Origin of the sequence: Paenibacillus sp. FSL F4-0100 (genome assembly GCF_037993005.1) — a bacterium.
Lineage (GTDB): Bacteria > Bacillota > Bacilli > Paenibacillales > Paenibacillaceae > Paenibacillus_AQ.
This window is the reverse complement of the sequence record NZ_CP150303.1, coordinates 5,249,554-5,268,625: the sequence shown is the minus strand read 5'-3', so window position 1 is coordinate 5,268,625 and position 19,072 is coordinate 5,249,554. Positions and strand designations below refer to the sequence as shown.

At 48.5% G+C, this 19,072-nt stretch carries 19 protein-coding genes and 1 riboswitch; of the genes, 11 read left to right on the top strand and 8 right to left on the bottom strand.

Annotated features, from left to right (window positions below; translation table 11 throughout):
• Positions 1–18 precede the first annotated feature (18 nt).
• The 3 genes from MHH48_RS23720 to MHH48_RS23710 are packed head-to-tail and all read left to right on the top strand — an operon-like array spanning position 19 to position 1,750.
• A complete protein-coding gene (locus MHH48_RS23720) occupies positions 19–726 on the top strand; it encodes a class I SAM-dependent methyltransferase (RefSeq protein ID WP_076325084.1) in 708 nt (235 codons plus the stop codon).
• 2 nt (positions 727–728) lie between these two features.
• The gene (locus MHH48_RS23715) at positions 729–1,193 is read left to right on the top strand and encodes an NUDIX domain-containing protein (RefSeq protein WP_076325083.1); all 465 of its coding nucleotides are present in this window, start codon (positions 729–731) and stop codon (positions 1,191–1,193) included.
• The gene (locus tag MHH48_RS23710; RefSeq protein ID WP_076325082.1) at positions 1,190–1,750 is read left to right on the top strand and encodes a histidine phosphatase family protein; all 561 of its coding nucleotides are present in this window, start codon (positions 1,190–1,192) and stop codon (positions 1,748–1,750) included. Before MHH48_RS23715 ends, MHH48_RS23710 begins: the two co-directional genes overlap by 4 nt.
• A 203-nt stretch (positions 1,751–1,953) precedes the next feature.
• Here the strand turns inward: MHH48_RS23710 and MHH48_RS23705 are convergent, their stop codons facing one another.
• Positions 1,954–3,204, bottom strand: coding sequence for a methyl-accepting chemotaxis protein (locus MHH48_RS23705; RefSeq protein WP_076325081.1), 1,251 nt, complete (start codon positions 3,202–3,204; stop codon positions 1,954–1,956).
• Between the two features lie 184 nt (positions 3,205–3,388).
• Positions 3,389–4,111 (bottom strand): class I SAM-dependent methyltransferase, encoded by a 723-nt coding sequence (locus MHH48_RS23700; protein WP_076325080.1) that lies wholly within the window; start codon positions 4,109–4,111, stop codon positions 3,389–3,391.
• Between the two features lie 147 nt (positions 4,112–4,258).
• On the opposite strand from MHH48_RS23700, the gene MHH48_RS23695 reads away from it, so the two are divergent.
• Together MHH48_RS23695 and MHH48_RS23690 are read left to right on the top strand one after the other, a co-directional pair.
• A complete protein-coding gene (locus MHH48_RS23695; RefSeq protein ID WP_076325079.1) occupies positions 4,259–4,957 on the top strand; it encodes a nucleotidyltransferase domain-containing protein in 699 nt (232 codons plus the stop codon).
• Positions 4,958–5,074: 117 nt separating this feature from the next.
• Positions 5,075–5,173 carry a sporulation protein YjcZ gene (locus MHH48_RS23690; protein WP_076325078.1) on the top strand — a complete coding sequence of 33 codons (99 nt, stop codon included), beginning with the start codon at positions 5,075–5,077 and terminating at the stop codon, positions 5,171–5,173.
• Positions 5,174–5,244: 71 nt separating this feature from the next.
• On the opposite strand, the gene MHH48_RS23685 is transcribed toward MHH48_RS23690, so the two are convergent.
• Positions 5,245–5,850 (bottom strand): YkoF family thiamine/hydroxymethylpyrimidine-binding protein, encoded by a 606-nt coding sequence (locus MHH48_RS23685; RefSeq protein WP_076325077.1) that lies wholly within the window; start codon positions 5,848–5,850, stop codon positions 5,245–5,247.
• Positions 5,851–5,934: 84 nt separating this feature from the next.
• Positions 5,935–6,037: riboswitch (TPP riboswitch) on the bottom strand.
• 182 nt (positions 6,038–6,219) lie between these two features.
• Positions 6,220–6,822, bottom strand: coding sequence for a nitroreductase family protein (locus MHH48_RS23680; protein WP_076325076.1), 603 nt, complete (start codon positions 6,820–6,822; stop codon positions 6,220–6,222).
• A 527-nt stretch (positions 6,823–7,349) separates the two neighbouring features.
• On the opposite strand from MHH48_RS23680, the gene MHH48_RS23675 reads away from it, so the two are divergent.
• From MHH48_RS23675 to MHH48_RS23655, 5 genes are all read left to right on the top strand, one after another.
• Positions 7,350–8,303, top strand: coding sequence for an ABC transporter permease (locus MHH48_RS23675; RefSeq protein WP_076325075.1), 954 nt, complete (start codon positions 7,350–7,352; stop codon positions 8,301–8,303).
• Positions 8,293–9,240, top strand: a complete 948-nt coding sequence (locus MHH48_RS23670) for an iron chelate uptake ABC transporter family permease subunit (protein ID WP_076325074.1) — start codon at positions 8,293–8,295, stop codon at positions 9,238–9,240. The genes MHH48_RS23675 and MHH48_RS23670 overlap by 11 nt, the downstream gene beginning before the upstream one ends.
• Positions 9,237–9,995, top strand: a complete 759-nt coding sequence (locus tag MHH48_RS23665) for an ABC transporter ATP-binding protein (protein ID WP_076325073.1) — start codon at positions 9,237–9,239, stop codon at positions 9,993–9,995. Before MHH48_RS23670 ends, MHH48_RS23665 begins: the two co-directional genes overlap by 4 nt.
• Before the next feature lie 201 nt (positions 9,996–10,196).
• Positions 10,197–11,168 (top strand): siderophore ABC transporter substrate-binding protein, encoded by a 972-nt coding sequence (locus MHH48_RS23660; RefSeq protein WP_076325072.1) that lies wholly within the window; start codon positions 10,197–10,199, stop codon positions 11,166–11,168.
• A 177-nt stretch (positions 11,169–11,345) separates the two neighbouring features.
• On the top strand, positions 11,346–12,770 hold the full coding sequence (locus MHH48_RS23655) for an NAD-dependent succinate-semialdehyde dehydrogenase (RefSeq protein ID WP_076325071.1): 1,425 nt from the start codon (positions 11,346–11,348) through the stop codon (positions 12,768–12,770).
• 137 nt (positions 12,771–12,907) lie between these two features.
• On the opposite strand, the gene MHH48_RS23650 is transcribed toward MHH48_RS23655, so the two are convergent.
• The 4 genes from MHH48_RS23650 to MHH48_RS23635 all read right to left on the bottom strand — a co-directional run bounded on the left by MHH48_RS23650 (position 12,908) and on the right by MHH48_RS23635 (position 17,370).
• Positions 12,908–13,870, bottom strand: a complete 963-nt coding sequence (locus tag MHH48_RS23650; protein WP_076325070.1) for a Gfo/Idh/MocA family oxidoreductase — start codon at positions 13,868–13,870, stop codon at positions 12,908–12,910.
• 395 nt (positions 13,871–14,265) lie between these two features.
• Complete coding sequence (locus MHH48_RS23645; protein ID WP_076325069.1) at positions 14,266–15,102, bottom strand: carbohydrate ABC transporter permease; 837 nt, start codon at positions 15,100–15,102, stop codon at positions 14,266–14,268.
• A gap of 16 nt (positions 15,103–15,118) precedes the next feature.
• Complete coding sequence (locus MHH48_RS23640; protein ID WP_076325068.1) at positions 15,119–16,060, bottom strand: sugar ABC transporter permease; 942 nt, start codon at positions 16,058–16,060, stop codon at positions 15,119–15,121.
• A gap of 47 nt (positions 16,061–16,107) precedes the next feature.
• A complete protein-coding gene (locus tag MHH48_RS23635; RefSeq protein WP_076325067.1) occupies positions 16,108–17,370 on the bottom strand; it encodes a sugar ABC transporter substrate-binding protein in 1,263 nt (420 codons plus the stop codon).
• Between the two features lie 431 nt (positions 17,371–17,801).
• On the opposite strand from MHH48_RS23635, the gene MHH48_RS23630 reads away from it, so the two are divergent.
• A complete protein-coding gene (locus MHH48_RS23630; protein WP_076325258.1) occupies positions 17,802–19,004 on the top strand; it encodes an ROK family transcriptional regulator in 1,203 nt (400 codons plus the stop codon).
• Positions 19,005–19,072: the final 68 nt, after the last annotated feature.

Here is a 19,072-nt window from a genome sequence, read left to right as displayed (position 1 = left end):
AGAACAAGGGGATATAGCATGGACATATTCAACCGCGCACGTGAAAAGGAAATATCGTATCACGAGACATTGTACGAAGAAGCCGTACTGTTTCAACCTGGGAGCTGGTTAGCCAAGCCCGTTCAGACGGTCCTGGATCATTTGGAATTATTGCCGTTTCATGAGATGCGGGTACTGGATCTAGGCTGTGGCGTCGGGCGTAACAGCATCCCGGTTGCGCAGCGGATCCAAGCGGTTAACGGGAAGGTCATCTGCGTGGATCTGCTGCCATCGGCAGTTGACAAGCTGCTGCAGTATGCCGCATTGCATGGCGTAAGCTCAAATCTTGAGGCACTTGTGGCAGACGTAGAACACTATGAAATTACCGAGGATACTTATCATTACGTCATCGCATGCTCATGTCTGGAGCATATGAGCTCCGAGGAAGCCTTTGTATCCAAGATCAAACAGATGCAGGCTGGAACCGTGGAGCAGGGCGTACATTGCATATTGATGAGCACCGAGGTAAAGGAAATCGATCAGGAAACGGGCATAGAGGAGGCAGGCTTAATCGAGTTGAATCTATCCGCCGACAAAGCCTTTTCCATCCTTGATGAGCTGTATTCGGAATGGGAGATCTTAACGAGGCGGCAGGTGCAGCAGGATATTCAGGAAGTGAAGGATGGGAGAGACGTACTATTCCGAAGTCAATGGATTACCTTCACTGCAAGAAAAGGAGGTTGTTGACCGTGGTGAAACATACGCATCTCGGTGTTTATGGAATACTGATTCAGCATGATCATATCCTGTTGATCCAGAAAGCGAGAGGACCGCACAAGGGGAAGTGGGATTTACCGGGCGGCTCCATTGAGTTCGGAGAAGAGCCGGAGCATACGCTGCAGCGCGAATTTTCAGAGGAAACCGGACTTTCTCCAATTAAGGGGAGCATTCGGACGGCTGTATCTTACACGATCGTATATCAGTATGAAGCGAAACAGATGGAAGAGCTGCATCACATCGGTATCATGTATGATGTCGAGCTGTTGGATCTTCAAGCTGTTATCAAAACGGACGGTGACGGCCAAGACTCATTAGGAGCCAAATGGATTCCCTTGGAGTCATTGGGCTTGTTACCGTTAACACCGTTTGTAGAGATGATGATGGAGCCCGTATTAAAGGGTGAGTCTCATAAAGAAGCAGAGGTCGAAGGATGACGACTATCTATTTTGTGAGACATGCGGAATCTCCCTTTATCGATGGGAAGGAAAGGTCGCGGGGATTGTCCGCGGAGGGCTCCCTCGCTGCGGTTCGAGTCAAGGAATTGCTCCTGGGTGAAGGGATTGACGCTATTACTTCAAGCCCTTATCAGCGAGCCAGGGTCACGGTCCAACCATTGGCGGATGCTTTAGGACTCCCGATTGCGGAGCAGGAGGACTTAAGGGAACGGAAAGTCGGAGATTTTCAGGGGCATTCCTTCCTCGATGCCAAAAAGATGCTGTTTCAGGATCCAACCACGTCCTTTCCCGGAGGGGAATCCAGCAAAGCCGCACAAAGCCGAGCAGTCCAGGTGCTAGAGGGAATCTTGAATACGCATTTAGGAAAGCGTGTCGTGATTGGCACGCACGGCGACATTATGACACTTATGCTGCAGCATTATGATCAACGATTCGATTATCATTTCTGGCAAGGAATGACGCTGCCGGATATATATCGAGTCGAGTTTGAAGAAGGGCGGCTTGTGAATATCGCGCGGTTATGGAGCGAGCAATAATTCAGGTGTACTTGACATGATACAAAAGGGAGTTGTCCCATATGAAGGGTCTGCTCACACGGATGGTTCGTCAGATTAAAAAAATGTGTCCAATGAGAAATGGCTGTGCTCAGGATGGTATCCTTGCACAGCCATTTTTCGCATTTTCGGTTCGTTTGCTGCTTCGAAAGTAATAGACATGATGTATGGAGGCTGTACCCTACTTAAAATTTGAAAATGTTGATCGTTTTTTGCAGCCGGAAGACGGCATTATTCATCGCTTCTGCTTCCTCGGCCATCTTCTGGATCGATGAGATGCCCTCATTCATGGATGCCGACACCTGCTCCGTTCCTGCGGCGGATTGCTGCGTAATCGCCGATATATTCTGAATTGCGGAAGAAATGCTCTTCGCACTTTCCAGCATGGATTCGCTCTCCTTGGAGAAAGCGGAGATCTGTTCCGAAATATACTGCACACTGTTTACAATCTCCATGAACACCAGCTCAGCTTCACGGATCATTTCGGTTTGCTGCCTGACGACCTCTTCATTAATTTTTATGTTCTGAGTTGCATGTTTCACGTCCGATTCGATGCTCCGTACGAGATTGAATACTTCCCGAGTTGATGATGTGGATTCCTCAGCCAATTTACGCACCTCTTGGGCGACAACGGCAAAGCCAGCGCCATGCTCGCCTGCCCTTGCCGCTTCAATGGATGCGTTCAAGGATAACAAGTTGGTCTGATCGGCAAGTTCCGAGATCGTCTCCGTGATCTGCGTAATTCCCCTGGCGCTCTTAGCCAGCGCATCAATGGATTCCGAGACCTTGGCTGTTGCGTCAATATTACGCTGCATCCCTGCAGACTGCTTGGCAACGGAGTCCCTTCCTTGCTCAACCAGTCCCAGCGTTTCGATCGAACGGGTATTCATTTCCTGGGTTGAATGCGTATAATTGCTGACCTTCTCTTCGATCTCACCGATGGAATGCGTCATTTCGGCTACGTCTTCCGATATTTCGTTCGCGCCGACAGCCAGCTCATTGGAAGATAAGGAGACTTGATTCATCACTTGAATGAGCTCCTGGTTTTTAATCGAGATGTTGGAGCTTGACGACATGACCTGGCGGGTGATATCCGAGGTTTCCTGCAATATTTTTCGAAGCTTGTCCACCATGCTGTTGAACGTTCGGCTGAGATCGTTCATGCCCCCAACCTCTTCTACCTGGAAGGTGAAGTCGCCTTTGGCGATTTTGGCGGAAACGCTGGAGATCTCCGCAAAGGAATTGGTAAGCGTTTTCTCAATAAGACGAGAAAGAGGAAAAGTTAAACCGGTTAGTGCCACGACGATGACCACGCCAATGATTGCTTTACCCATTAGAATAAATGCAAGCAGCATTGGAACCGCAAACAAAGCGGCAATGAGAAAACAGGCTGCGGTAATTTTTCGCGAGATAGGGAGTCTGTTGAACCATGCCATAAGAATGAGTCCTCCTCAACAACATAGGATATATTTACCATGATTATAGCATCGACAGGCAAAACTAGATATAACCAATTGACAAAAAGTGTTGGATTAGGTCGAAAGGACTGAAATTGAGGAGGGAGAGGGGATACGCAGCAAATATGCGAATCCCCACTTGATGCACAGATATGAAGTGATTTTATTTTACAGCCCGGAATAAGGCGGAAGCGAGATAATCGGTATTATCCAGGATCATGCGGTCATGCTTGAACAACGTTTCCCAGAGCGCCACATCGAACAGGAGTCCTTTATCGCGCTGTTCAAATGTATCCAGATGACGTGTTTGCTCTTCCTTTAACTGGTCATTGAAGTGGTTGTACTCCAGAATTTCTTCCTGTTTAAACCCGCAAGCCAAGAGGGAGTCCGCCCATTCTTCCCTCATCATGAGATTAGGAATTCCGAAGAATTCGAGCAGTTCCTGAAGTTTTGCCTCCGGCATGGGTTTATCAAGCAGCAATTCTCTGTCCTGCAGGACGCCTCCATGATCCAGAACGCGGTAATATTCGGGCAGTGATTTCGTAGTATCCGTAAATACGGTAACGGATTCGGCCATGATTAGGTCGAATTGGTTGTCCTCGAAAGGCAATGCGCATACATCCGCTTGTTGGAACTGCACGTCGATTTCCATCGCTTCGGCTCTTGCACGGGCTTTTTTGATCATATTTTCGTTCAGGTCAATGGCCGTTACTTGATACCCCATCTCCGAAAGATGGCATGCGGTTCTGCCCGTTCCACACCCGACCTCCAAAATGCGGCTGCCCGGTTGAATGGGATAATTCTTCAGCATTCGGAGGGTTGCCTCGAATCCTCCCGGGTGGGCACTGCCCATACCTAATTTGGAGAGCATATGAATATAGTTCATCTCATCTATCCCTTCTTCCTTGTCATCAACATGAGGGTAATCGTTTATTTATTTACCATATGATTCAGGTACGTTTAGGGTTTTAGCTGAATTAGATATTTTGAGCCCTTTTTTCGGGAGGATCAGAATCATACTGGAGGAAACGTCATGAGGATGGAACCGGTAGAGGCAGCGGAACGCATCATACAATACGATTATCCCGACTGTTTGCTTGCTGTGCTTGGCGGCAGCGCGAGCAGAGGTGAATATAATGAACAATCCGATTTGGACATCATAGTCATTGAACGGGATGGTCATGATTTCAGCAGGAAGACGATAGAGGCACATGGGTGGATCGCGGAAATATTTATATTGTCTTTATCCTCCTATCGCGAATATTTCGATGAGGGAGTGATCGCGGCGAATCCTTCATTGCAGCGGATGGTCGTAGAAGGGACGGTGCTGCACGCGCTGCCTGAGGGGGAAGAGGTGCAGGCGGAAGCCCGAAGCGACTTGAATTACGGACCCATGCCCTTGACGCTAACCGACATTAACGAATACCGTTATATGCTAACCGAGTACCTGCTGGATTTGCAGAGTCCCCGAAGGGATGCCGAAAAGTGGTTTACGGTGCACAAAATAGCGGCGATTCTCTGTGATTTTGTACTTAGGGTGAACCGGGAGTGGACGGGTGAAGGGAAAACACTGTTCCGTCTGTTCAACCGCTATGACTCGATCTTGGGAGAACGATTGGAAACAGCGCTCACGGCGATGTATCGCCAGGATGATCCTTCAGTTCTTATGGCATTCACCGAGGAAATGCTCCATCCGTACGGAGGCAAGCTTCTCATTGGTTATGAGGAATAGAATTTCCTTGCCAATATAAAAAGAGGGGTACATTAGCCGTGACACTAGCACGAGACGGGAAATACTATAATAGTGTGATTACATCACGTCATTCTTTAAATCCAGGAGGGGATCTTCATGAGCGGAGTATATGGCGGCGGTGGATGGAACAATTCAGTAGGAATTATTTTGGTTCTCTTTATCCTGCTCGTAATTATCTTGAGTGCTTGGGTTTAAACCGTCAAGATTCTTGGCAGTAGTGACAGGAAGCCCGGCGCTTGCCGGGCTTTTGTCTGCTTCAATAAAGCTCAATTCGATGCGGCTTTGACCGAAGGGCTGTGTGCGGACACAACCGCAGTCATGACCAAATGGCTGCTGTCGGATTGAATCGCATGTAAAAACGCCTCTTCAAGGGATCCAAACACCTGGGCCAGTGACCCATCCAATCGGCTGGCGTAATGAACGCTTCCGGCGAATGTCCCGGCTGCCTTCGCACGATTAACTGCACCGTAGATGACATCCATGTAGTTATCGGTACCCATGGGGTAAAGAGCGAATTGGCAGGCAGTCTCAATATCGGCATGTTCCCCGATGTCGTTGTTTAAGAGGGTCGAATCCTCAGTCATAAATACATCGGCGTCCGTATCTCCGGGGCAACCGATGGAATAAGTACCATTAAAAACGGTGTGCACGCCACTCGCTGCAGCATAGGCGAATATCGCCCTTGTAACATCAAAGACATGCTCTGCACGTCCACGAATACAGGTGCTCACATCATCTGTCTGAATCCATACCTTCCCCGTATCCACGGAATGTAGTGCGCCCATGATGACCTCCACAAACCGGTCCGTCATGGGAAATACCGAGAACCGGCACCCGACGATCCGACTGGTTCCGCACACAAGCTCATTCATTGTTATTTCCTCCCCATGATATAAGTCCACGCAAAAAAACCGCACCCCGTGAAGAAAGTGCAGTTATGCCTACGAAAAGAAATAAACATAAATGCTACACTTCCCCACGCTAGTATGACCTAGATCGGGTGTTAAGGGTTAACGGCAAACCGCCGTCTCTCAGCACATGGCACCCCTAGTACAGCCAACATCCTATGTAGTTGGTTATCGCAAGTTTGCCCGGAGCTTCTGTTATCTTAGAAGTTCGAGGGTTCTTACTTGACTAATTGTATCGCTTAGTGATCGGTTTTTCAATCTTTGCCCATTATAAAAGGACCGCCTATCCAAGTTGCGGGAACTTAGGGAGGCGGCCTTTTTTCATCTATTTAATTAGTTGTATACTTTTACGCGATCTTCAAGCGGTGCAAATTCTTTCTCGCCTGGTTCAGCAGCCGGCTTACCGAAAGGCATTTGAGCAAGCAGCTTCCAGCTTTCCGGGATGTTCCATTCGGATTTTACTTTTTCGTCGATCAGCGGGTTGTAGTGCTGCAGGGATGCACCCAGACCTTCTGCTTCAAGGGATGTCCATACTACAAATTGCAGCATGCCGTTGGATTGGTTGGACCAAATCGGGAAGTTGTCGGCATAAGCGGCAAAGTTCTGTTGCAGCCCGGCAATGACGTTGTTGTCCTCGAAGAACAATACCGTACCGTAACCAGCGCGGAATGCGCCCATTTTTTCGGCAGTGGATTTGAATGCTTCTTCATCGCCAACGACTTCCTTCAGGATGCCTTCCGTGATGTTCCACAGTTTATCATGCTGTTCGCCAAGCAATACAACGACGCGTGCACTTTGGGAGTTGAAAGAAGACGGGGTATACTTAACCGCTTCGTTTACGATTTCCTGAATACGCTCGTCCGAGATAACGGATTCTTTGCTAATCCCGTAATAAGAACGGCGACTTTTGAGTGCAGTTGAAAAATCTTTAGACATTGAAAAAAAAACCTCCTGGTGTAATCGAATTTGCATACGCCTGATAAGAAGATGTCCCTTACTTCAAGCAAATATGCATGTTGCTTATTTAGCAATATTTTTAATTATCATTCCATATTAACTTACGTTTAGTTAGGAATAATATTTATGTTAGTATATTAATATAACTTAGAGTAATTGTCAACGACTTTTGATTAAATATAATTTCCCTTATCTATTAAACATGAATTGAATCCGTTTGGCTTTTTGAGAAGCTTCATTATATGGAGGTTTAAACGAAAGGAGTGCTTCCTACCTGAGGATATTAGCTATGTCTTCTCGAAACTTCATATTATGAACAATTCATGAACAAAATATACAAGTATGAACAAATTAATTGATTTTGATTCTCAATTACACTTGTCGAGCCAGAATGAGGATGATATAATGCATATCAGAGCGCGATTGATAATCAATCTCAATGAGAATGGCGTTGGAAATTGCGAGATCCCGGATATTTTAGAGACATACGCATAGAAGGAAGAGCCATGAAGATTAGATACTTATTTGCAGCCGTTGTGGTACTCTCGATAATCTCATTATTTATTGGAGTTAAAGATATCTCGCCACTGCAACTGTTCTCGATGACAGAACAACAACAGCATATTATGCTTGTAAGCCGGATTCCTAGGCTTGTCAGTCTTATATTGGCGGGTGTCAGCATGAGTATCTGCGGATTGATCATGCAGCAGCTCAGCCGCAATAAGTTCGTATCGCCGACCACGGCAGGCACGATGGACTCTGCCAGACTGGGGATTTTGGTAGCCATGCTCGTCTTCACGACAAGCGGTCCGCTTATCAAAATGCTCGTGGCATTTGTATTCGCTCTGGCAGGAACCTTTATTTTCATGAAGATACTGGATCGGATTAAGTTTAAGGATGCGATCTTCATCCCGCTCGTAGGGCTGATGTTTGGTAATATCGTGAGTTCGATAGCCACCTTCTTTGCATACAAATATGATCTTATTCAGAATATGTCCGCATGGCTTCAGGGTGATTTTTCCATGATCATGAAGGGCCAGTATGAAATGCTCTATATTAGTATCCCGCTTTTGATTCTGGCGTATCTGTTCGCCAACAAGTTTACGGTGGCCGGAATGGGAGAGGAGTTTGCAACCAACCTGGGTCTTCACTACCGGAGAGTTGTGAATCTGGGATTGGTCATCGTGGCGCTGGTTACGGCATCTGTTGTGCTGACGGTCGGCGTGATTCCGTTTCTTGGTCTGATCATCCCTAATATTGTCAGTTTGTACTTAGGAGACCACTTGAAAAAAAGCCTTTCGCATACCGCGCTGCTGGGGGCCGGGTTCGTACTGTTCTGTGACATCTTGGGCCGGATCATTATTTATCCCTATGAAATTCCGATTAGTCTAACCGTGGGCGTACTCGGAAGCGGTATATTCATTTTCTTACTGATGAGGAGAAAGGCTTATGACTTATAAAGCCAAACTCGGCCTGTTGGCCGCAGCGGCAATCATCCTGGTGGCAGTCTTTCTGTTCATTGATCTTGGCGGCAATTGGGATTACGCGCTTCCAAGAAGAATCAAGAAGGTGCTTGCCATCATTCTGACCGGCGGAGCGATCGCTCTGTCTACCACGGTGTTTCAAACGGTCACGAATAACCGGATACTGACGCCAAGCGTTATGGGATTAGATTCCTTATATGTACTGATCCAGACCACCGTCATCTTCGTCTTCGGATCCTTCACGCTGTACAAACTGGGCAGCAACGTTAACTTTCTGATCAACGTCGGCGGGATGATCCTATTCGCCGGAGTCTTATATAAGATTCTGTTCAAAAGGGAAGGAAACAACATTTACTTCCTACTGCTGATCGGCATGATTTTTGGAACCCTGTTCTCGAGCATGTCTTCTTTTATGGAAGTGTTGATTGACCCGAACGAGTTCCAGTTTGTGGCCGACAAAATGTTTGCCAGCTTTAACAATGTGAAGACCGAGCTTCTGGTCCTGTCGGTCATTGTCGTTGTGCTGACCTTGCTGTACTTTGCCCGATTTGCCAAGTACCTGAACGTGCTGGCGCTTGGCCGTGAGCAGGCGATCAACCTCGGCGTGAATTATGATTATGTTGTGAAGCGGCTTCTGATTGTCGTTGCCGTTCTGATCTCGGTGGCTACCGCTTTGGTAGGGCCGATCACATTCCTCGGGCTCCTGGTTGTCAATGTTGCGTACGAAGTTATGAAGACGTACAGGCATTCGTATTTAATTGCAGCATCCGTACTGATTAGCATTATTGCACTGGTCGGCGGTCAATTGGTTGTAGAACGGGTGTTTACGTTCTCTACAACGCTCAGCGTCATCATCAATTTCATCGGCGGTGTCTACTTCATATACCTGCTACTAAAGGAGAGTAAAGCATGATCCAGGTTACGAACGTATCGAAAGTCTATGGCGGCAAAAAAGTCGTTGATAACGTGTCGGTTACGATCCCGAAAGGTCAAATCACTTCCTTTATCGGCCCGAACGGTGCCGGCAAGAGTACCTTGCTGTCCATGATTAGCAGATTAACAGGCAAGGACAGCGGACAAATTACGGTGGACGGTAAAGAGGTCAGCCAATGGAAGAGCGGCGATCTGGCGAAGAAGGTTTCCATCCTGAAACAATCCAACCATATCAGCCTCCGTCTGACGGTGCGTGAGCTTGTATCCTTCGGTCGTTTTCCTTACTCTCAGGGCAGATTGAACGCAGAAGACGAGAAATACGTAGATGAGGCGATCTCTTATATGGAGCTTGGGGATATGCAGCATAAATATCTTCATCAGCTCAGCGGCGGTCAGACCCAGCGTGCCTACATTGCGATGGTTATCGCCCAGAATACAGAGTATATCCTGCTGGATGAGCCTCTGAACAATTTGGACATGAAGCACTCCGTACAGATTATGAAGATTCTCAGAAAGCTTGTCGCTGATCTGAACAAGACGATTGTAATCGTGATTCATGACATCAACTTCGCTTCCTTCTATTCGGATTACATCGTGGCATTGAAGGATGGAGCCATTGAAAGCGAAGGGAAGACCGAGAACATCATTCAGAGCAATGTGCTTCGCGGAATCTATGACATGGACATTGAGATCGAAGAGATTAATGACAATCGGGTATGCGTCTACTACGGCTAAGCAACATGGTAGTAGAGAGTAGAGGATAAGGATTCTGGGGGAACAGAAGCACGGAATCCTTAATCATAGACAAGGACAGGGCTGCCTTGGATACAGGACGGCATGGTTTAGTCTGTTCATATTAAATTACATATTCAACCATAAGTTCAAATATATGTTGGATTATTAAAGCTTTTAAATATAAAAATGGGGTGTGAAACAATGAAAAAATGGTTAGCTTTATTTATGGTAGCAATGTTTACGCTTGTACTTGCGGCTTGTGGTCAAGATAATAAAACAAGCGGCGCAGGCGGCGGAGATGCAGCTGGAGATACACCGGCTGCAACCGATGAAATCACGATTACCCATCAACTGGGCAAAACACCAGTGAAGAAGAATCCTTCCCGCGTCGTTGTTTTCGATTTTGGTATTCTGGACTCTGTCGATAAATTGGGTGTTGAGGTTTTGGGCGTTCCACAAGCGAATGTCCCGGCCTACCTGTCTAAATTCGAAGACAAGAAATACGAGAACGTGGGCAGCTTGAAAGAACCTGACTTTGAGAAAATCAACAGCATTAAACCGGATCTGATCATCATTTCCGGCAGACAGCAAGATGCGTATGATGAACTCAGCAAAATTGCCCCAACCATCTTCCTGGGTGTGGATACAAGCAAATACATGGAATCCTTTAAAGCAAACATGAACACGCTGGGTCAAATCTTTGGTAAAGAAGCAGAAGTTGAAAAAGAGCTTGCTACAATTGACGAGAACATCAAAGCTTTGAATGAGAAAGCTACAGCAACCGGCAAGAAGGCATTGATCATCCTGGCTAACGAAGGCAAAATCAGTGCATACGGACCAGGTTCCCGCTTCGGCATTCTGCATGACGTGTTCGGTTTCGGAGCTGTAGATCCTAACATCGAAGTCAGCACACATGGTAAAGACATTTCGAATGAGTACATCGTTGAGATGAACCCGGATTATCTCTTTGTTGTCGATCGCGGTGCAGCGGTTGCCACAGGCGAAGGGGATTCAGGCGCTAAAGCGGTCGTTGAGAACGAGCTTGTGAATACAACGAACGCGGCGAAAGAGGGTAATATCGTTTACTTGAATCCGGATTTCTGGTATCTTTCCGGTGGCGGCCTGACGTCCGTATCCGAAATGATCACGGAAGTAGACGCAGCGATTAAATAAGATAGTGAAGTCGTTATGAATATAGAAAACACTGGAGCTTTCACATGAGCTCCGGTGTTTTATTTTTTTTGCATTAGGGTAAGTGGGTAACGGATAATAAGAAGGACGAATCGTGACCTAGAAGATGATGATCAATAGACACTTGCAGCCTGAAGAGACGATGAGGAGGTCTTTACTATGTTTCGAAATCAAGTCTATATTGCTGGACAATGGATTCAGACCGAAGAACAGATGGATGTATATAATCCGGCGGATGGCAAGGTGATAGGTACCGTGTCCAAGGCTGGCAAGAAGGAAGCCGCCTTGGCCGTCGATGCGGCAGCCGATGCTTTTCCGGCGTGGTCCCGCAGGACGGCGAATGAGCGAGGGGAATTGCTGCGCCGCTGGCATCAGCTCATAGCGGAGCATACGGATGAATTGGCGCGGATTATGACCACAGAGCAGGGGAAACCGCTGAAGGAAGCAGCAGGTGAGATACAATATGCCAACAGCTTTGTGGCCTGGTATGCGGAGGAAGGCAAACGAATCTACGGCGAGACCATACCCGGATCATCCAGCCGCCAACGCATCATAGTAACGAAGCAGCCCGTTGGTGTCGTAGCAGCGATTACGCCGTGGAACTTTCCGGCATCCATGATTACCCGTAAGGTGGCGCCTGCTCTAGCAGCCGGATGCACGGTGGTGATCAAGCCATCCGGTGAGACGCCATTCACGGCCATCAAGCTGGTAGAGCTTGCCGATCAGGCTGGTATTCCTGCCGGGGTCATTAACATCGTAACTGGATCTTCAAGCGACATTTCCGGTGTGTGGCAGGCGGACAGCCGTGTAAGAAAGCTGTCTTTTACAGGATCAACCGAGGTCGGGAAACAGCTCATGGCCGGAGCTGCCGCTAACGTCAAGAAAATATCGCTGGAGCTTGGCGGTCATGCGCCGTTTATTGTGACGGATCAGGCTGACCTGAACCAAGCGGCTGCCGGATTAATCTCCTCTAAATTCCGCAATGGGGGACAAACCTGCGTGTGTGCCAACCGGGTATATGTTCAGGAAGGCATTGCGCAGGCGTTTGCCGCGAAGTTTGCTGAGCTTGTCAAGCAATTGAAGGTAGGAAATGGACTGGAGAACGGCGTCGATATTGGTCCTTTGATTAACCGGGACGCTGTGGATAAAGTCGTAAGACAGATCAAGGACGCGGAAGAGAAGGGCGGCGTCATTCTGGCAGGAGGTCAAGCATTATCTGAGCTGGGTCGCAATTATGTTGAGCCGACGGTCATCATGAACGCAACCGATGACATGGAGTGTATGAATGAGGAAACCTTCGGCCCCCTTGCGCCGATTACCACTTTCCGGACGATAGACGAAGCGGTGCAGCGTGCCAATAACAGTCCTTATGGCTTAGCCGCCTATGTATTCACGCAGAATCTAGGCGAAGCGGTCAACATTGCGGAATCGCTGGACTACGGGATTGTGGGCGTGAATGATCCCGTACCTTCGACGGCGCAAGCACCATTCGGTGGATTCAAAGAGAGTGGACTGGGCCGGGAAGGCGGGCACTACGGAATGGATGAGTTCCTGGAGGTGAAGTATATTTCGCTTGGTTTATAAGAGCGGGGCGAGTATATCTTTGCACAAGAAAGCGAAACGGGTGGATTGACAAGCATATATGTTACTGGCTACTCCATGCCAATTCAAAATCAAGGGGCATGCTCAAGGTTTTCAGACCATGAGCATGCCCCATATTATTATGCTTGTAGGATAACGGGTTTTCCAGTTTCCGCAGATTCATTGGCCGCAAGCGTCACTTCCAGCGTCTTGAAGCCGTCTTCATAAGATGCCAGCACAAGGCTTGGGTCGTTGTTACGAATGGCGTCGATCAAGGCGTTGGTAAGATTTTTGTAGAAGTCCGTTTTGCTCCGATACACGATCTCTTTCTCCTTCTCTACAATGGAGAGCGTGGTTCCGTCCAGAACGACGCGGAAGTCGCGGCCCATGATCTCGATTCCGCTGCGGTGATCGAACTGGATAAATCCAGTTTGCATATGGCCGACGGCTCCGGAATCCAACACGAATTGGATGGCGCCCACATCCGGAATATCGAGGTCCGGGATGTCGTCTACCAGCAGCAGCTTCATATCGGCATACAGGCGGGTGATATCGCCGCACAGGTAGCGAACCAAGTCCATGGTGTGCGTGGATTGCTCAACTAGCTGTCCGCCGGATAATGCCTTTTTGCGCCACCAAGGAGTTGGTACAGGTGTTGTAATGTAGTGGGCGCGAACCATGCCGATTTTTTTGTCCTTGAGAAAGTCTTTGGCAATCGCAACCGTGTCCAGATACCGCAGACAGTAGCCGGAAGCTGCAATGATTCCGCTTTCAGCAATGACCTTGGCTTTGTGGCGGACGGACTGGGCGTCCAGTCCCAGCGGCTTTTCGACCATGAGGTGAATGCCCTTCGCGGCTGCCTGTTCTTCGATATCCCCATGGCAAAATGGTGGAATGCACACGTACAGCACATCCAGATGCTCTTGCTCCAGCATCGTGCTGCCGTCCGTATAGTAAGATGTGCCGTACAGTTCGGCCTGCTGCTGCGCTAACGTTTCATTGGTATCGCATATTGCAGCCAGCTGAACGTGTTCGTTCCCGTGAAGGTTTTTGATATGGACGGCGCCCATGCCTCCCGCTCCTAGCACGCCTGCTTTAATCATAGATTGCCTCACTCCTGATCGTATAAGATGTTGGTTACATATTCCGGTAACTCGATTACTCACACGTGATTATAGCCCCGCTATCCATATTATTCAAGCACTCATTTGAACCTAGATTGACGGATGCGCAATGATAAAAAGCACAGAAGACCCTCTCAAATACCACGACGCCTTCTGTGCCGCTGCTTCGAATGAAGCATAGGCCTGTACGCCATGTCTGTCCGCTAACTCTGCTGCGCTTCCTGCACCCGGATACCCGCAATGCCGGCAAGCTTAACGCCCGGGATCGAAGCATAGGCGGCACCATGGGTTCTTCCCATGGTGCCTGCTCCAATAACTAACCCTGTAACATTTCCGTCCACTCTTTTTTCTGCATGGTTCGTGCTTTCCGAGTTCTATCCCTTAATCCCGTTCATAGCAATGCCTTCAATGAAGTAACGCTGAAGGAAGATAAACAGAATGATGATGGGAAGGGTAGCCATTAGGGCGCCTGCCATCAGCAGCGGGTAATCGGTGGAATGCTGTCCCTGGAAGCTGGAAATCCCGATCGAAAGCACGCGCATCTCCTCAGAGCTTGTCATGATGAGCGGCCACAGAAGATCGTTCCATGAGGCTAATATGGTGAAGATCGCCAGGGAGACGAGAGCCGCCTTGGATAAAGGCAAGTAAATATTCCAGTAAATCCGGAAGTAACTGCAGCCGTCAATTTTGGCGGCTTCCTCCAGATCCTTCGGCAGCGTCATAAAGAACTGTCTCAGTAAGAATGTACCGAAGGCGCTAAATATGCCGGGTATGATCAGCACATAGAATGTGTCCAGCCAGTTGAACTCGCGCATGATGACAAAGCTCGGAATCATAACGACCTGGGAAGGGACCATCAACACGGCCAGGAGCGCGAGAAAGATGGCGTTCTTGAAAGGGAATCTCAAGCTGGCAAATGCATAGGCTGCAAGGGAGCACAGAATGAGTTGGCCAGCCGTCCGTCCCACCGTCACGATTATGGTGTTCAAGTAATAGGTACCGAAGTCGATGGTTTGGATGACCCGCAGGTAGTTGTCCGGGTGCCATTCTACAGGCAGCCATTTGGGCGGAACGGACATGGAGTCCGCAAAGGACTTGAAGGATGTGGATATCATCCACAGAAACGGCATAATCATGAGCAGCGCCCCGACAGCTAACAGGATGTGGACCGCTAGACGGCTTGCTTTTCCCGTATTGGTTGAAGTATTCACATCTACACACCTCCTGTTATTGGTAGTGGACCCAGCGTTTCTGAATATACATCTGGACCATGGTGATGATCAGAATAACGATAAACAGAATGAAGGCCTGCGCTGAAGCGTAACCCATGTTGAAGTATTTGAAGCCATCTTCCCAGATGCTGTATACAACCGTTCGGGTGGATTCCAGCATCGTGGTCTGTTGATCCATCATGATGAAGATCAGGTCAAACACCTGGAACGAATTGATGAAGGACATGACCAAGACAAAGAACAAGCTGGGCGTGAGCAGAGGAAGTGTAATTCGGAAAAACTTATACAACGTCCCCGCTCCGTCAAGCGAAGCCGCTTCATAATAGCTGCCGGAGATGCCCTGCAGACCGGACAGCAGAATGACGGCATTGTATCCGATGCTGCTCCAGACACTGACAAGCACGATGGAGAACAAGGCGAATCGCTCATCGAACAGCCAGTTGGGCTGCGGCAGGTTCATGACGCCCAGCACATGGTTGATCAATCCGAATTCGGAGTTGTATAACCATTTCCATACCATGCCGACCGCGATCGGCATGGTGATCACGGGAATGAAATAGAGGGTGCGGTAGAAGACCATGCCTTTGATCTTCTGGTTCAAGAGCACGGCCAGCACCGTTGCGAGTGCAACGGATAATGGCACCGTACCGACCGTATACAGCATCGTGTTGAGCAAGGAACCGGTGAATTTGTCGTCCTTCATCAAATTTGCGAAGTTATCGAATCCGATGAATTGAGGTGAAGTTAATCCATCCCACGACGTAAACGACAGGAACAGAGATGCTGCGGAAGGTGCCATATAGAACAGACCGAGGCCCAGCACAACAGGAAGAATGAAGATATACCCCCAGACAGCTTCGTGTACGGCAAGTTTCCCAACTTTTCGCTTGGTTGTTGTTTTAGGAGGTTCTGTGGTCACGGTGATGGGAGAGCTCACAGGCTGCACCGTCCTTTCTTAATTTCCGTATTGGGCGTGGCAGCTTGTCATTTCGTTTCTGTCGCAAGGATCGCATTCATCTGTTCGCCGGCATTTTTCAGTGCTTCTTCAAACGATTTCTTTCCGAGGAAAGCCGCCTGAATTTCCTTGACTTCAGCGTCTTGCCACTCTGCCGTTTTCTGGGATACGGGATAAGGTACGGCGAACTCCAGGCTGTCCACGAACACCTGTAGATCAAGAGATGGGATGGACTTCAGCCAGCCGCCCTCCGTGCCTTTGTATGCAGGCATCGAGAATCCAGATTCGGCGAGTAATTCCTGACCTTCCTTGCCGGAAAGAATCTGAATCAGCTCCCAGGATTCCTGCTCGACCTTCGTCTTGCCGTTGATGGCCCAGCTGAGTCCATGAACGATCGATGCCTTTTCCTTGCCGGCAGGAAGTTCAGCGACACCGAGTTTATCGCCGAGAAGCTTGTACAACTCGGGGGAGTTAACCGAAATCCCCGGGAACATAGCGGCCTTGCCGGAGCCGAACAATTGGCGGGACTTCGTTTCAAGCTGCTGCTGGGCGCTTGGGGAATAACCCTTCTCAATCAAGCTCTGTTCCCACTGGAAGGCCGATAGCGCTTCGGGTGTATCGAATCCAGATGATTTCTTATCGTCCGAGATGACGTATCCGCCCGCTTGAGCAATGAAGTTGTAGTATCCGATCTGGCTGTCGATCGGCGCGATGAAGCCATAAATGCCGTTCGATTTATCCGTCAGCTTGGCTGCGTTCTCCTCGACGGTTTGCCAGGTCCAGCTCTTGTCGGGATAAGGCAGACCTGCTTGGTCAAACAATTCTTTATTGTAAAAAAGTCCAACGGAATCCTGGAAGTAAGGGAGTCCGTGAAGTTTACCCTGATAGGTGTACATATCGACGAGCGCTTCGGTATAAACCGAGGTGTCCAGACCGCTTTGCTCAATTAGGGGAGACAGGTCTTTGATCAGACCGGAGGAGGCATAGGAATGAAAGTTAGGACCGTTCATCCAGTAGACGTCAGGACCGCTGTTGCCGGCGAGGCTGGTTTTCAGCTTGGTCCAATAATCGGCCCATGGGGTGTAAGTCACTTTCACTTCAACATTCGGGTGCTTCTCATTGAAAATTTTAATGGACTTGTCCAGCGTGTCCCGCACATTTTCGTCCCATAGAGCGACGCTGATGACCTTCTTGCCGTTTTCTCCTCCAGAGGCATTGCCGCCTCCGCAAGCAGAGAGTAACGCGGTGAACACGAATAATACCGAAATCAGGACAGACATTCTTTTTTTCATCAGATAACCCTCCTTGAATTCACATGGTTTTTGATCAAGCGTGGTTGGTCGTACGGCTTGTTCGAAGTGAAGCGGACCCCATATGCGCCCCCTTTATGTAAGTGATGTAAAAAGCAATAGTTATTCCATAAGTCGAAAAAAGTTAACATCGATATGCTATCTTTCTTGACAGAACAACCAGCTTCTATTGCGAAAGATTATATAATCCCGTCGATTATTTTTCAAGATAGCGATTTCAAATCCATTTAAATTCTTTTTTTCACAATATGAGAGAATCAGCATGAGATCTAACGTTACATCTTATTTCGAGTAATGGAATAAGTTTTTATTCAGTTCTGGAACATGTTATAGTGATTCTATCCTCATTTTTCCGATACAGAAAGTCGCACTATGCGAAGAAACGATAGAGAGGTTGAGCTTGCTTGAACAATATGAAAAAAGGTGACCATAAGCTGATTCAGGCATTAAACCGGTCCATGGTGCTGAACAAGATCCGCACAGAGGGACCCATATCCAGAATCGATCTGGCCAAAAAAAACAAGCTGAGTCCCTCCACGGTCGCCTCAGCCGTACAGGAACTCATCAAGGAAGGCTACGTTTCCGAGATTGGAACGGGCTCCTCCAGCGGAGGGAGAAAACCCATTCTGCTTAAATTCAATCCGGATAATCATTATTTGTTCGCTGTAGCGATAACGAATTCGGTTATGATGCTGGCCCGCATGAATCTGGAGGCGAAGGTGCTCCAGAAGGAAACGCATCCTCTAGCCGGGCTCCAAGGAGAAGCCGTTATCGAGCGGCTGCTGAGCCTGATGGACAATTTCATGACAGGCCAAGAAGACTTAGAGCGGTGTGTCGGGATTTCCGTTACCGTGCCGGGTATTGTGAGTGATAGTCAGGGCCTGGTGCACTATAACACGAAACTTCGCATGACCGATGTTCCGTTGAAACGGATTATTGAAGAACGCTATGGACTGCGCACCTGGGTGGAGAACGATATGAATTCCGTTGTACTGGCTGAACGCCGATTTGGCGATTACGCATTTGCGAACCTGATTTATATCTCCATTGGCGACGGGCTTGGTTCCGGTATTTTAATTAACGATCATCTCCTAAGGGGCAAGCATGGCGGTGCCGGCGAATTCGGGCATACGAGCGTAAACCGCAGCGGCATCCGCTGCGAATGCGGCAATGTAGGCTGCCTCGACAGTTACATCAGCTGGATGGCCGTGTATTCGCGAATTATTACGGCAATCGCAACGGGGAGACCGACGCTAATCCAGGAGCTCAGCGGGGGAGATTACAGTAAAATTGTTCCGTTCGTATTCAAGGAAGCTCTTCGGAGAGGGGACAAGCTGGCAAAGGATCTGAATGAGGAGGTGGCTGAGCTTCTGGGAGCAGCCATCGTCAATCTGGTCAATATGTTTAATCCCGAAGCGCTAATCCTGGGCGGGGATATGGCGCATGGAAATCCGAATTTGCTGGAAATGGTGCGCAGCTATATAGACCGGCATGCGCTGCCGATTCTGAAGGAGGACATGGTATTCGGTTTGGCCTCCCTTGGCGAGGAAGACAAGCTAATGGGTGCGGCCTCAGTCCTGCTGCAGGACTTGCTAGGTTTCTCGCTTACGGAATAATGGATTTGACAACGTTTCCACCTGCACGTTATCTTTGGTTAAATGCATATGCGGAAGGGGAGAAGTTG

Bases quoted from the DNA above. Each gene is read 5' to 3' on its own strand.
- MHH48_RS23660 (WP_076325072.1), top strand. From the start codon at position 10,197: ATGAAAAAATGGTTAGCTTTATTTATGGTAGCAATGTTTACGCTTGTA.
- MHH48_RS23695 (WP_076325079.1), top strand. From the start codon at position 4,259: ATGAGGATGGAACCGGTAGAGGCAGCGGAACGCATCATACAATACGAT.
- MHH48_RS23655 (WP_076325071.1), top strand. From the start codon at position 11,346: ATGTTTCGAAATCAAGTCTATATTGCTGGACAATGGATTCAGACCGAA.
- MHH48_RS23665 (WP_076325073.1), top strand. From the start codon at position 9,237: ATGATCCAGGTTACGAACGTATCGAAAGTCTATGGCGGCAAAAAAGTC.
- MHH48_RS23675 (WP_076325075.1), top strand. From the start codon at position 7,350: ATGAAGATTAGATACTTATTTGCAGCCGTTGTGGTACTCTCGATAATC.
- MHH48_RS23650 (WP_076325070.1), bottom strand. From the start codon at position 13,870: ATGATTAAAGCAGGCGTGCTAGGAGCGGGAGGCATGGGCGCCGTCCAT.
- MHH48_RS23685 (WP_076325077.1), bottom strand. From the start codon at position 5,850: ATGAATGAGCTTGTGTGCGGAACCAGTCGGATCGTCGGGTGCCGGTTC.
- MHH48_RS23705 (WP_076325081.1), bottom strand. From the start codon at position 3,204: ATGGCATGGTTCAACAGACTCCCTATCTCGCGAAAAATTACCGCAGCC.
- MHH48_RS23635 (WP_076325067.1), bottom strand. From the start codon at position 17,370: ATGAAAAAAAGAATGTCTGTCCTGATTTCGGTATTATTCGTGTTCACC.
- MHH48_RS23700 (WP_076325080.1), bottom strand. From the start codon at position 4,111: ATGAACTATATTCATATGCTCTCCAAATTAGGTATGGGCAGTGCCCAC.
- MHH48_RS23680 (WP_076325076.1), bottom strand. From the start codon at position 6,822: ATGTCTAAAGATTTTTCAACTGCACTCAAAAGTCGCCGTTCTTATTAC.
- MHH48_RS23670 (WP_076325074.1), top strand. From the start codon at position 8,293: ATGACTTATAAAGCCAAACTCGGCCTGTTGGCCGCAGCGGCAATCATC.
- MHH48_RS23690 (WP_076325078.1), top strand. From the start codon at position 5,075: ATGAGCGGAGTATATGGCGGCGGTGGATGGAACAATTCAGTAGGAATT.
- MHH48_RS23710 (WP_076325082.1), top strand. From the start codon at position 1,190: ATGACGACTATCTATTTTGTGAGACATGCGGAATCTCCCTTTATCGAT.
- MHH48_RS23630 (WP_076325258.1), top strand. From the start codon at position 17,802: ATGAAAAAAGGTGACCATAAGCTGATTCAGGCATTAAACCGGTCCATG.
- MHH48_RS23720 (WP_076325084.1), top strand. From the start codon at position 19: ATGGACATATTCAACCGCGCACGTGAAAAGGAAATATCGTATCACGAG.